Here is a 12,882-nt window from a genome sequence, read left to right on the forward strand (position 1 = left end):
CGACAAGGCGAAGCAACAACGACATGGATGATTTAGAAATGGAATAAGGCTGGATGCGGTGATCCGATGGACAGGTTCGCTGAAAATAGAACTTTTCTACCCTGATTGCCCAATGTGAATAACCCGGTTTTCTCATCCCTGCTGCCTGTGGTTTTGTTGACTGCTATCGGATATATAGCTGGTCGTGCAGGATGGATAAGGGCCGAGGCCATAAAAGACCTCTCAAACCTGGTCTTCATGGTGCTTACCCCGGCGCTGCTGTTTCACACCATGAGTACGGTCCATGTAGAACAGCTCAACTTCAAACCAGTGGCCATGTATTTTGTGGCTGCACTCCTGCTGTTTGCCGGCGTGCTGGTGTGGCAAGGCCTTAACCGGCGTGCCGCCGTGCTGGCATTGAGTTGTACTTTCAGCAACACCGTGATGATTGGTATCCCGTTGGTGAGCCTGGCTTATGGTCAAACCGGATTGGTGACACTGTTTACCCTGATTTCGGTGCACGCGCTGGTGTTATTGACGTTGGCTACGGTTGTGCTGGAAATGGTGGCGGCGCGTGAGGAGCGTGGTCAGGGGCAGGGCAGTCAGTGGCATATGGCTCTGACGGTATTGGCCGCCATCAAGAGCGGCATCATCCACCCGGTTCCGTTGCCGATCATTTTGGGATTGTTGTTTGCGCAGACCGGGCTGGTGTTGCCAGAGGTGGTGGGCAAGCCGCTGCAATTGTTGGGGAGTGCATTTGGTCCTGTGGCCTTGGTGTTGGTTGGGGTGACGCTGACACAGGTTCAGGTTGGGCCATACCTGAAAAGCGCATTGGGCATCAGCCTTTTGAAAAATCTGGTGTTGCCCATGCTGGTGGCGGCACTCGGCCTGGCTTTGGGCATGCCCACGCGGTCCTTGAGTGTGATGATTGTTGCGGCCTCACTACCGATGGGGGCGAACGTGTTTTTGTTTGCCCAACGTTATGAGGTGGCGCAAGAGGTGGTGACTGCCAGCATGGCGGTATCGACCCTGCTGGGTTTGGCAACCATCACGCTGGTGATGTCTCTGGTGGGGCTGCTTTAAGGCGCCAAACGCTCCCGAATCCATAGCATTTCCTGCTTGTCAGGCAGGTTCATCAGGCGATAACTCAAACGATCATGCAGACGGCTTTTGCGCCCTTGCCAAAACTCCCAGTGATCGGGTTTAAGCCGATAACCACCCCAGTGTGGTGGGCGTGGTGGATTGAGTAAAAACTGGGCTCCGTAGCGTGCCGCATTGGCCACCAACACGCTCCGACCGCCAATCACCTGGCTTTGCGGGCTGGCCCAGGCACCTATGCGGCTATCGAGCGGGCGGCTGTGAAAGTAGTCGTCGCTTTCCTTGTCGCTGACTTTTTCCACCACGCCCTCAATACGCACCACACGCTCCAGTTCTACCCAGTGAAATTGCAACGCAGCAAATGGGTTTCCCGCTATTTCCTGACCTTTGCGGCTCGCGTAATTGGTGTACCAGACGATGCCTTGTGCATCAAATCCCTTGATCAGCACCACACGGGTGCTCGGGCGTAAATTACTGCCTACCGAGGCCAGTGTCATGGCATTGGGCTCAGGCACCTTAGCGGCAATGGCTTCATGGAGCCACTGTTCAAATTGCTTCATGGGGTCCGCGTGCGAGGCTTCTTCATTGAGTTCTGCACGCTCGTAACTTTTGCGGAGATCGGCGATGTTTTGCATCAGCTCAGTATAGGTCAGGGCTTCCAAAAACCAGGCTTTATTGGATGTAATCCATTGGTAACCCCCAATTTGAAAAACATGGTTACCATTGAGAATGTAATTTAGTTACCAATTGAAATTCAAAAATATGAAACTCAACGAAACTGTTCACCAGGTTACCGAGCGTATTCGTCAAAAGAGCTTGCCAAGCCGCAGTGTCTATTTGGCACAACTTGAGACCGCGCGCACGCGCTCACCGGGTGCGCAGCGCTTGGGCTGTGCCAATGTGGCGCACGCCTTTGCGGCCTTGCCCCGCAACGACAAATTGCGTGTGGTGGTCGAAAGAGTGCCCAATATTGGCATTGTGACGGCCTTCAATGACATGTTGTCCGCCCATGCGCCGTTTCAGCATTACCCGGATCTGATCAAGTCCGAGGCACGCAAACTGGGCGCATCTGTGCAAGTGGCTGGTGGCGTGCCCGCCATGTGTGATGGTGTGACACAAGGCACGCCGGGCATGGAGCTGAGTCTGTTCTCGCGTGACGTGATTGCCATGGCCACCGCCGTGGCTTTGAGCCATGATGTGTTTGCTGGCGCATTGATGCTGGGGGTGTGTGACAAGATTGTGCCCGGCTTGTTGATTGGTGCGTTGCACTTTGGGCATTTGCCGACCGTTTTTGTACCTGCTGGCCCGATGACCTCTGGTTTGTCCAATGGTGACAAATCCAAGGTGCGCGAGCAGGCCGCGCAAGGTCTGGTGGGGCGCGCAGAGTTGTTGGCGGCTGAATCTGAGGCTTACCACGGGGAAGGCACCTGCACGTTTTACGGTACAGCCAACAGTAACCAGATGTTGCTGGAAGCCATGGGTCTGCATGTGCCGGGTACGGCCTTCATCAACCCTGGTGCGGCAGTGCGTGATGAGTTGACCCGTGAGGCTTTACGGACCGTTTTGGGCACAGCAGATTTCAAATGTCCGCCCATTGGTTTGCTGGTGGATGAGCGTTGTATCGTCAATGCCATGGTGGCTTTGCTGGCTACCGGGGGCTCTACCAACCACCTGATTCATTGGGTGGCGGTAGCACGTGCGGCGGGTATCGTGATTGATTGGGATGATTTCTCGGCGCTGTCCGACGTGGTGCCGCTCCTGAGTCGTGTGTACCCTAATGGCAGTGCAGATGTAAACCAGTTTCAGGCCGCTGGTGGCCCGGGTTTTGTAATTCGTGAGTTGCTGGATGGAGGGTTCATGCACGCCGACGTGTTGACGGTGCGTGCCGGTGGCCTGCGTGAATACACGCGTGTACCGGGCATCAACGCCGTGGCAGAGGGTTTTCCCAAGCTGGTTTGGCAGGACACGGGAGCCAGCAAAGATGAGGGTGTGGTGCGCCCCGTCAGTGCGCCTTTCAGTACCAGTGGCGGTTTGAAGCTCTTGTTGGGTAACTTGGGGCGTAGCGTGATCAAAATCTCAGCCGTTCCAGATGATCGCCATATAGTTGAAGCACCGTGTCGTGTGTTTGAATCGCAGGAATCATTGCATCAAGCGTTTGCCGCGAATGAACTCCATCGTGACGTGATTTGTGTGGTGCGCTGGCAAGGCCCGCATGCCAATGGCATGCCCGAACTGCACAAGCTCACGCCGCCGCTCGCTGTCTTGCAGGGCAAAGGCTTCAAAGTGGCGTTGATCACCGATGGCCGGATGAGTGGGGCATCTGGCAAGGTACCGGCCGCCATTCATGTTTCACCCGAGGCCGCAACCGGTGGCCCGCTGGCCAAGGTACGCGACGGTGATGTGATTCGTCTCGATGCCAACGCAGGCAGTTTGCAGGTTTTGGTGCCAGAAGCCGAGTGGCTTGCACGTGAGGTTTTGCCCATGCCAGAGGCATTACGCCAGGCCAATGGCACGGGCATGGGCCGGGAGCTGTTCACCAGCATGCGCCGCAATGCTTTGAGTGCCGAAGAAGGTGCTCGCAGCTGGCTGTAACAATTTTGATTGAGTTTTTGAAAGAATTTATGAGTCAACAACCTTCTTTGAGCGCATTGCAAGTCATGCAGGATGCCCCGGTGATTCCGGTGATTGTGTTGAACGATGTGGCTCACGCGGTGCCAATGGCGCGTGCGTTGCTTGCCGGTGGGATTCGGATGCTGGAAATCACGTTACGCACGCCGCAGGCGCTGGCTTGTATTGAGGCCATTGCGCGTGAGGTGCCTGACGCTGTGGTGGGTGCCGGTACGGTGCGATCCAAGGCGGATGCCCAGGCGGCTGCCAGTGCAGGGGCTCGGTTTGCCGTCAGCCCGGGTTACACCTCCGCCGTGGGGCAAGCCTGCCGTGATGCAGGTCTGGCACTGCTGCCAGGTGTGGCGACGGGGGGCGAGATCATGGCCGCTTGTGAAGACGGGTATACCGAGTTGAAGTTTTTCCCGGCAGTACAAGCTGGTGGTGTGGCCATGCTGAAGGCTTGGGCGGGTCCGTTTTTTGATGTGAAGTTTTGCCCGACTGGTGGTATCACCTTGCAAAATGCACCTGATTTTTTGGCTTTGAAGAATGTGGTTTGTGTGGGGGGCTCATGGCTGGTGCCATCCGGCACAGCCGAGCAGGGTGACTGGGGGCGTGTCACCCGGTTAGCCAATGAAACCAGGGGTTTAGGTGGTTTTGGCCGCTAGTGCTTGTCAAATAAGCGTGAGTAGCTCTATAAAAAAGAGCAAATTGGTGCCTTGATTCAAAGCTGGATGGTGCTCACGCTGGGTGTGGAGGGTTACCGCTGGATGAGCTCAACCTTGTAGCCATCCGGGTCCGTCACAAAAGCAATGACCGTACTGCCGCCTTTGACGGGGCCAGGTTCGCGGGTGATGTTGCCCCCGGCTAAACGGATTTTTTCGCAAGCCGCGTAAGCATCCGGTACGCCCAAGGCAATGTGGCCATAGGCTGTACCCATGTCGTATTGTTCTACACCCCAGTTGTAGGTGAGTTCCAGTTCCGCGTGATCCGGGTTGCTGCCATAACCCACAAATGCCAGCGTGTATTTGTAGTCAGGGTTATCAGAGGTGCGCAAGAGCGTCATACCCAGCACTTGGGTGTAGAAGTCAATCGAGCGTTGCAGGTTGCCAACGCGCAGCATGGTGTGAAGGATTCGCATGGTTTTGTACCTCAGGTGGGGGTGGTGTTCATCGGGGTTTTGAGCTCAAACACCAGGCAGGTGGTGCTGGCATGGGCGTACAGTGTGCCATCAGGCCCCACCAGACGCGCTTCGGCGGTGGCCAGTTGCCGTCCGCAGTGGATGATTTTGCCTTCGGCACGCACCCGTTTCACTTGGTGCCCAATGCTGCGCACCAGGTTCACACTCAGTTCTGCGGTGGTGTAGGCGCGCCCAACTGGCATCATGGTGTGCACGGCACAGCCCAACGCCGAGTCCAGCAGCGTGGCGTACCAGCCACCGTGGATGGTGCCCATGGGGTTCATGTGCGCTGCGCCAGGTGTGCCCTGAAAGATGGCCTGACCCTTGTCGACTTCAATCAGCATGAAATCCAGCGTTTGGGCAATGCTGGCGTAAGGAATGTCGCCGTTCAGCATGGCTTGCATCATTTGCAAGCCAGTCAGGCCGGCAACTTGTTCTGGCCTGGCAACACCCGGCCCGGCACCGTGCTGGAGGCGGGCCTTGATTTCGGTTTCTTGCGCCATCCAGTGGGCTAACAGGTCATGGGTCATGATGGAGATCGGGGAATAATGGGGGATCAATTTTGCATGGAGCCACGATGACCCTGTTCACCCAAGTTATTCTTTTTACCGACACCGATGGTCGTGCCAGATTTCGGGAGGAAACGATTGCGCTCGATCAGGGCACACCGCAGTCGGCCTTGTCGGCCTTGATGCCTTCGGGCGGATTCCAGTTGCGCAGCAGCCCGGTGGGTTTTCGCAGCACGTTTCATTGCACTGGTGATCCGCAATGGGTGTTTATTCTGGGCGGGCAAATGGAGATTTGTTTGCAAGACGGCTCATCGCGCATCTTCAAGGCGGGTGAGCATTTTTATTCGGCCGATGTGTTGCCACCAGGGCAAAGTTTTGATGCCAGCGTACACGGTCACTGGAGTCGTCAAGTTGGGCCAGACCCTTTGGTGACGTTGTTCGTCCGGGGGTAATCCCTGTGCGGGGGGCGTTCACCATGAAGAAAGCGCAGGTAGCTATCAATTAAATAGCTGCCTGCGCTTATTTTATATGCGCTAGAGCCTTGAAAGGCTCATAAATTAGGTTAACGCGGCCCGCCGCTACCACCTGAGCGGCCACGGCTGCCGGAGCGGTTGCCGCCACCGGTGCGGCCTGGGCCGCCGCCAAAACCAGCACCGCCTGGGTTGCGGTTACCGCCACCAAAGCCGCCACCACCTCCACCGCCACGACGTGCGCCACGGTCGGTCATCATGTCGACGCTGGTGCGCATCGGATCAGGTTGGCCACCGGCACGTGAGGGAGCCGTAGGTGCACCACCGTAACCACCCCCATTGCCACCGCCGTAGCCACGGGCTGGGCGTTGGCCGGGGCCACGCACCGCCTGTTCGGCGGCAGACAGGTGACTGCGGGGTTCAAACTCGCGTCCACCCCCGGTGTGTTCAAAATTGCCTTCACCCGCAAAATTGCCGCCTCCGGCGCTGGGACGGCCACGGCCACCGCCGTTGCCACCGCGTCCACCGCCTGCGGGGCCTCGGTGAGCGGCTGGGGCTCTGCCACCCCCTGCATTGGCGCCGCGGGCCGCGCCAGGGCCTTTGCTTTCGCGCACGCGGGTCAGCATTTCGGTGCGGGCCGCTTTGGCGGCGGCTTGCATCACGTCGCGGCTGGGCGGCTTGCCGGCACCGCCCCAGATGGTCTGGCGACCCATGGCGATGGGTTCGGCTTTTTCACCCGGTTCAGGCATGAATTCGTCCATGATCTTGACCGGGATGTCTTGTTTGGTGAAGCGCTCAATGGCTTGCATGAAGCCTTCTTCGTCCAGGCTCACCAGGTTCACAGCTTGACCATCTGCGCCAGCGCGGCCGGTGCGGCCAATGCGGTGCACATAGTCTTCGCAGACGTTGGGAATGTCGTAATTGACCACGTGTGGCAGGTCGTCAATGTCAATGCCGCGTGCCGCAATGTCGGTCGCCACCAGCGCGCGCATTTCGCCACTTTTGAAGCCGGCCAGGGCCTGGGTGCGGGCCGATTGGCTCTTGTTGCCGTGTAGTGCCATGGCGTTGATGCCGTTCTTGCACAAAAACTCGGCCACGTTGTTGGCACCGAACTTGGTGCGAGTGAAAACCAGCACCTGGCTCCAGTTGTGCTCGTTGATGATGTGCGCGAGCAATGCTTTTTTCTTGCCACGACCGACCGGGTGAATCAACTGGGTGATGCGTTGCACGGTGGTGTTGCGCGGGGTGACCTGCACACTTTGTGGGTCTTTCAGCAGGGTGGCGGCGAGTTCGCGGATTTCATCGCTGAAGGTGGCTGAGAACAGCAGGCTTTGCTTGGCTTTGGGCACGGCGGCCAGCACTTTTTTCACGTCATGGATGAAGCCCATGTCCAGCATGCGGTCGGCTTCGTCAAGCACCAGGATTTGCACCTGGCTCAAGTCCATCATGCCTTGTTGCATCAGGTCGAGCAGGCGACCGGGGGTGGCCACCAGAATGTCGACGCCTTTTTTCATGCGGCTGATTTGCGGGTTCATGCCGACACCGCCAAAAATGGCCGCGGAGCTGAGTTCCAGGTATTTACCGTAGGTTTGCACAGATTCTTCGACCTGGGCGGCGAGTTCACGGGTCGGAGTGAGCACCAGGGCGCGGATGGCGATGCCACCAAATTTGCTGCGCGGGGCTTCTTCCAGGCTGAGCCTGTTGAGCATGGGCAACACAAAAGCTGCGGTTTTGCCCGTGCCGGTTTGCGCCCCACCCAGCAGGTCATGCCCTGCCAGGATCAGCGGAATAGCTTGTGCCTGAATGGGTGTAGGGGTTTCGTAGCCTTGTTCAAGCACGGCTTTGATAATGGCCGGAGCCAAATTGAGTTCTTCAAATTTCATTTAGAGTTGCACCCCATCCAGGGCGCTAGGGCATCAGCCTTGTTTGGCGTTGTTCACGTCAATTCAGTCAAAGGCAGATGGGATCAAAAATGGAACCGCAGTGTCAGATGGGTTCCCAGCAAGGTGCTGATGTTGCAGGAAACTGAAGCCCTGAAACGATACGTATTGTCGCATGACTTTGTGATCAGGTGTGTCTGGCCTTTATGCGGTGGTTTCAAGTCTGAAGTGATGATTGAGGTGATGCATGACCAATTTGCCCTTCTTTTGTGGTAACGCCTACTGGAGTCCACATGGGCTTCAAGAAGGTATTTCCCTTGCTGGCACGGTCAAGCATCGATAATGGCATTTTTCACATTGTTAGATTGCAATAGTCCCATGGCTCAATACGTATTTTCAATGAACCGCGTTGGCAAGATCGTGCCACCCAAGCGCCACATTCTGAAAGACATTTCACTCAGTTTCTTCCCCGGTGCCAAGATTGGTGTGCTAGGCACCAACGGTTCTGGCAAATCAACCTTGCTCAAGATCATGGCAGGGTTGGATAAAGAGATTGAAGGTGAGGCTATTCCGATGCCGGGACTGCAAATTGGGTATTTGCCGCAAGAACCCAAGCTTGACCCTGAGAAAACTGTGCGTGAAAGTATTGAAGCCGGAATGGGAGCGGTGTTTGCTGCTAAAGCCCGTCTTGAAGAGGTGTACATCGCCTACGGCGAAGAAGACGCTGATTTTGATGCATTGGCTGCAGAGCAAGCCCAGCTTGAGGCCATTATTGCCACCGCAGGCACCGACTCCGAGCATCAACTCGAAATTGCTGCTGATGCACTGCGCCTGCCACCTTGGGATGCCAAGATTGGTTTGCTTTCCGGTGGTGAAAAACGTCGTGTGGCCCTGTGTACTTTGTTGCTCAGCCACCCAGAAATGCTGCTACTTGATGAGCCCACCAATCACCTGGATGCGGAATCCGTGGATTGGTTGGAGCAATTTTTAAAGCGTTATTCCGGAACCGTGGTCGCCATTACCCATGACCGCTACTTTCTGGATAACGCAGCGGAATGGATTTTGGAACTTGACCGAGGTGCGGGCATTCCATACAAGGGCAATTACAGCTCGTGGATGGAGCAAAAGCAGGCACGCTTGGAGCAGGAGCAAAAAGGTGAAGAATCCCGTGCCAAAACCCTCAAGAAAGAGTTGGAGTGGTCACGTCAGAACCCCAAGGCCCGACAAGCAAAAAGCAAGGCTCGTTTGGCACGTTTTGAAGAGTTGTCGGATTTTGAGTACCAAAAGCGCAATGAAACCAATGAAATCTTCATTCCCGTGGCAGATCGCTTGGGCAATGAAGTTATTGAATTTATCAACGTCAGCAAGTCGTTTGGTGATCGGCTTTTGATCGATAACCTAAGTTTCAAGGTGCCTGCCGGTGCTATCGTGGGCATCATCGGACCCAACGGCGCGGGCAAGTCCACGCTGTTCCGCATGATTGCTGGTCAACAACAGCCAGACAGCGGAACAGTGAAGATTGGTGCCACTGCCAAAATGGCTTTTGTGGATCAGAATCGTGACGATCTGAGCAATGAAAAAACGGTTTGGGAAGATATCTCTGGCGGCTTGGATATGCTCAACATTGGCAAGTTCGTCATGGCCAGCCGTGCGTATTGTGGGCGTTTCAATTTTAATGGTGCAGATCAACAAAAACGTGTGGGTACGCTGTCTGGCGGTGAGCGCGGTCGTTTGCATCTGGCCAAAACCTTGATTGCTGGTGGTAACGTACTGATGCTTGATGAACCATCGAACGATTTGGACGTGGAAACTTTACGGGCGCTGGAAGATGCGCTGCTGGAGTTTGCTGGTTCCATCATGGTGATTAGCCATGATCGTTGGTTCCTGGATCGGATTGCAACGCATATCCTGGCCTGTGAGGGTGATAGCCAATGGACCTTCTATGATGGTAACTACCAAGAATACGAGGCCGACAAACGCAAGCGCCTTGGCGAAGAAGGTGCCAAGCCACACCGCATGCGTTTCAAAGCTTTGAAGTAGTTTTCAAAGGAGTCTAGTGCTCGTGCAACCCTCTGTTTTGCCTGATTCAAGTAGATCACTTTATCGGGATTTGCTGGTCCAGGCAGAGACCAGCAGTTCGATCTTGTTGTCGCGTGTGTTGGAGCAAGCAAGGCAGTCCATGCGAGCTGATGTACAGCGTAAGCTTGGGTCGCTTGAGCGTGATCACCTTGAGCTTGCGATCAAGATGTTGGATTTGCAAGCTGCTCAGTTATGTGAGCGATTCCCTAAGGCGTTAGCGCAAGCGTTGAGGCAACACGCAGCACCAGATACTCGTGTGGGTGTGATTTCGGCGCAGGGTTTGCGGCTTGATCAGCTTGAGCTGATGGATGAGTTACAGGTTCAAGAGCGCGTGGAAGTGACACGTGCATTGCAGCATGTGTTGCTTATTGCCGAAGGTTCCTTGGCCGAACTTAACACCTATGTGAGTGCGCTTTTGGGTTTAAGTCGAGTCAATGCCGAGCGCAATCCATTGCGTCCTGTGGCCTATGTGTCTGCATTGCAGTCATTAATGCTGGAGTTAAGTTTGCCACCCCTGGTGCGTATGGCTTGGTTTCTGCATGCCTCCAGTCCTTTGGGGGAGTCTCTGAGCAAGGCTTATCATGACTGGGCGACCAAGTTGCAAGAACAGGGTGTTCAGGCAGTCTCATTTTCCTTGGTTCGTACCCCAGGCAAGCAGCTTGACGACAAACGGCAAGGTGTGCAGCGCAAGGATCGTGAAGTCTGGAGTCCACAACATCGACAAAGAGTGCTTACTTTAGCCCGGCTCCGGCGTTTGGTGGCAGGCGAGCTTGAGGCTGTGCCCAATAAAAATAACTCCAAAGAGGTATTTGCACGCCAGTTTGAGCGTGAATTTGAATCACCTCAAGATTGCATCGTTCCCGAAACCAGTTTTGAATCCACTGTGCCAGCAGCTTTTGAGGCGTTGCAAGAAATGCAGCAAGTTGACAAAGTTGTGCAGCGCATGACGCAGCGCCCTGGTGTTCTGCTGGCGCAGGCAGAGACCTCCCCGGTAACGCAGTCTGCGCGCGAACAACTTATGGCGCAGGCACGAGGAATAGCGCAAAGTCTGAGTGTGGAGGTTATGGCGCTGATGGTTGACAATCTGGTTCAAGATGTCCGGTTACTTGAGCCATTGCGGGACATCATTGCCCGTTTGGAACCCGCATTGCTGCGTCTGGTGTTGGTGGATACGCGGTTTTTTAGTGATAGAAAACATCCTGCCAGATGTTTGCTACAAGAAATTTCTCAACGTGGGCTTGCATTCTGTTCGGTAGAAGACCCTAATTTCAATGCTTTCTTAGCATCATTGCAACGCTTTGTTAGTCCGTTGGCTTCATTGGATATTGAGAATGCTGAGCCTTTTGATCTTGCTCTCAAGAGTTTGATGAGCCTATGGGCAGAAGCTGAAACCGATGGTAACTTGCCAAGTCAAATAAACAGTGTTGTGGCTGTTTTGGAGTATGCCGAAGAGAGAAATCTTTTGGCTGAAAAAATGGTGGTGGAGATGCATACCATTGCCGATTTGCATCGGGTTCCCCAAAGTGTGGTTGATTTTTTATTTGGCCCATGGGCTCAGGTAATGGCTTGTGCTCAACTCAATGACCGTTCTGGTGATGATGATCCTAAGCATTACAAGGCGCTGGTCAATACGCTACTTTGGAGTGCTCAGCCGGAGTTGACACGTAAGCGTATAGATAAACTGACCAAACTAGTGCCACGTTTGTTGTCAGATTTGCGTGAAGGTTTGCGCATGATTGATTACCCGTCCATAAAAACAAGCGCATTTTTTGATGTCTTAATGAAGTTGCATCAGCAGGCTTTCCGGCCTGCGTCAAATTCAGAACGTTGTGGACTGCCAAACAGTCTGCGTGGTGATCAGGATCATTGGGTTGCACCTGCCGAGGTCAAGGCTTCTGGTTTTATGGCAATGCCAGAGGATATAGGTACTGCAGTGGGTTCTTCAAATCTTGACGATTCCACTTCAAATGAAGTTTCACCCAACGAAGAAAAGACGGATGTGCTGAGTTTGTCTGTTGGGTCTTGGGTGGAGTTGAAGGCTAACGGTATTTGGATACGTTCACAGCTGTCCTGGGTCAGTCCGCAGCGTTCCATGTATCTCTTCACTACTGGGCAGGGCAAAACCCAGTCCATGACCAAACGGATGCTCCAGCGCATGCTGTCCACGGAAATGTTACGCGTGTTGTCCGATCAATCCATGGTGGATCACGCGCTGGATGCGGTGGTTCAAACCGCTATGCTCAATAGCTTGGATATCAAGTTTGAGTGAGCCTGAGGGCTAGTTAGCTAGAGCCGCTTTCACAGCGAGTGATACCAAAGCCATGTCGGCTTTTCCCGCAAGCTGGGTTTTCACCAAGGCCATCACTTTGCCCATATCCGCTGGCCCTTTCGCATCTAGTGTGGTGACGATAGCTTGTACAGCCGCGGTAATTTCGTCTGAACTGAGCCTTTGTGGCAAATAGGCTTCAAGGACTTTGATCTCTGCACTTTCTTTTTCAGCCAAATCCATCCGTTGCGCCTGGGTGTAGGCTGTAACTGAGTCTTTACGCTGCTTGATGAGTTTGTCCACAATGGCGATCATTGCGGCATCATCCAATACCACTCGCTCATCAACTTCCTTTTGTTTGGCTGCAGCCAGCAGCAAGCGAATGGTTCCCAGGCGCGCAGTGTCTTTGGCGCGCATAGCGGCTTTCATGTCTTCGGTGATTTGTTCTTTGAGTGTCATTGTGAATACGCCAGGAAAAGAAAGAAATAAAAAAAGCTCGCCTGAGCGTCCTCGGCGAGCTTTTTGTGTGAAACCATTTGGTCTCAGTTTGCTGAGGTTTGGATGATTATTTGAATAATCATCCAAACCTCATAACGAGCACTTAGTACAGCTTCTTGGGCAGTTGCATGGCGCGAATACGTTTGTAATTACGCTTCACAGCTGCTGCCTTCTTACGTTTGCGCTCAGCGGTTGGCTTTTCATAGAACTCACGAGCGCGCAGGTCTGTCAACAGGCCAAGCTTTTCAATGGTACGTTTGAAGCGGCGCAGAGCGACATCAAATGGTTCGTTTTCTTTAACACGGATGGTTGTCATTAC

General features: G+C 54.4%; 12 protein-coding genes. 6 read left to right on the forward strand and 6 right to left on the reverse strand.

The window, feature by feature from the left end:
- Positions 1-114: 114 nt before the first annotated feature.
- Positions 115-1,062: an AEC family transporter gene (locus LDN84_RS07710; protein WP_223910723.1), complete on the forward strand. Its 948-nt coding sequence runs from the start codon at positions 115-117 to the stop codon at positions 1,060-1,062.
- Here LDN84_RS07710 and pdxH read toward each other — a convergent pair.
- The gene (gene pdxH, locus LDN84_RS07715) at positions 1,059-1,712 is read right to left on the reverse strand and encodes a pyridoxamine 5'-phosphate oxidase (protein ID WP_223910726.1); all 654 of its coding nucleotides are present in this window, start codon (positions 1,710-1,712) and stop codon (positions 1,059-1,061) included. The two genes, LDN84_RS07710 and pdxH, sit on opposite strands and share 4 nt — an antisense overlap.
- Positions 1,713-1,839: 127 nt before the next feature.
- On the opposite strand from pdxH, the gene edd reads away from it, so the two are divergent.
- Together edd and eda are read left to right on the forward strand one after the other, a co-directional pair.
- A complete protein-coding gene (gene edd / locus LDN84_RS07720) occupies positions 1,840-3,669 on the forward strand; it encodes a phosphogluconate dehydratase (protein WP_223910730.1) in 1,830 nt (609 codons plus the stop codon).
- Positions 3,670-3,698: 29 nt separating this feature from the next.
- Positions 3,699-4,349: a bifunctional 4-hydroxy-2-oxoglutarate aldolase/2-dehydro-3-deoxy-phosphogluconate aldolase gene (gene eda, locus LDN84_RS07725; protein WP_223910734.1), complete on the forward strand. Its 651-nt coding sequence runs from the start codon at positions 3,699-3,701 to the stop codon at positions 4,347-4,349.
- 92 nt (positions 4,350-4,441) lie between these two features.
- Here the strand turns inward: eda and gloA are convergent, their stop codons facing one another.
- The gene (gene gloA, locus LDN84_RS07730) at positions 4,442-4,822 is read right to left on the reverse strand and encodes a lactoylglutathione lyase (RefSeq protein ID WP_223910738.1); all 381 of its coding nucleotides are present in this window, start codon (positions 4,820-4,822) and stop codon (positions 4,442-4,444) included.
- A gap of 11 nt (positions 4,823-4,833) precedes the next feature.
- Complete coding sequence (locus LDN84_RS07735) at positions 4,834-5,391, reverse strand: PaaI family thioesterase (RefSeq protein ID WP_223910741.1); 558 nt, start codon at positions 5,389-5,391, stop codon at positions 4,834-4,836.
- A 47-nt stretch (positions 5,392-5,438) separates the two neighbouring features.
- On the opposite strand from LDN84_RS07735, the gene LDN84_RS07740 reads away from it, so the two are divergent.
- Positions 5,439-5,822, forward strand: coding sequence for a cupin domain-containing protein (locus LDN84_RS07740; RefSeq protein ID WP_223910743.1), 384 nt, complete (start codon positions 5,439-5,441; stop codon positions 5,820-5,822).
- Positions 5,823-5,932: 110 nt separating this feature from the next.
- Here LDN84_RS07740 and LDN84_RS07745 read toward each other — a convergent pair whose 3' ends face one another.
- Complete coding sequence (locus LDN84_RS07745) at positions 5,933-7,723, reverse strand: DEAD/DEAH box helicase (RefSeq protein WP_223910745.1); 1,791 nt, start codon at positions 7,721-7,723, stop codon at positions 5,933-5,935.
- Positions 7,724-8,098: 375 nt separating this feature from the next.
- Between LDN84_RS07745 and ettA the strand changes: the two genes are divergently transcribed.
- Complete coding sequence (ettA, locus tag LDN84_RS07750) at positions 8,099-9,760, forward strand: energy-dependent translational throttle protein EttA (RefSeq protein ID WP_223910748.1); 1,662 nt, start codon at positions 8,099-8,101, stop codon at positions 9,758-9,760.
- A gap of 22 nt (positions 9,761-9,782) precedes the next feature.
- Positions 9,783-12,068, forward strand: coding sequence for a DUF1631 family protein (locus tag LDN84_RS07755; protein WP_223910751.1), 2,286 nt, complete (start codon positions 9,783-9,785; stop codon positions 12,066-12,068).
- Between the two features lie 9 nt (positions 12,069-12,077).
- Here LDN84_RS07755 and LDN84_RS07760 read toward each other — a convergent pair whose 3' ends face one another.
- Positions 12,078-12,524 carry a GatB/YqeY domain-containing protein gene (locus LDN84_RS07760; protein WP_223912845.1) on the reverse strand — a complete coding sequence of 149 codons (447 nt, stop codon included), beginning with the start codon at positions 12,522-12,524 and terminating at the stop codon, positions 12,078-12,080.
- Between the two features lie 142 nt (positions 12,525-12,666).
- On the reverse strand, positions 12,667-12,879 hold the full coding sequence (rpsU, locus tag LDN84_RS07765; protein WP_078363905.1) for a 30S ribosomal protein S21: 213 nt from the start codon (positions 12,877-12,879) through the stop codon (positions 12,667-12,669).
- Positions 12,880-12,882: the final 3 nt, after the last annotated feature.

This window comes from Rhodoferax lithotrophicus, assembly GCF_019973615.1.
Classification (GTDB): Bacteria; Pseudomonadota; Gammaproteobacteria; order Burkholderiales; family Burkholderiaceae_C; genus Rhodoferax; species Rhodoferax lithotrophicus.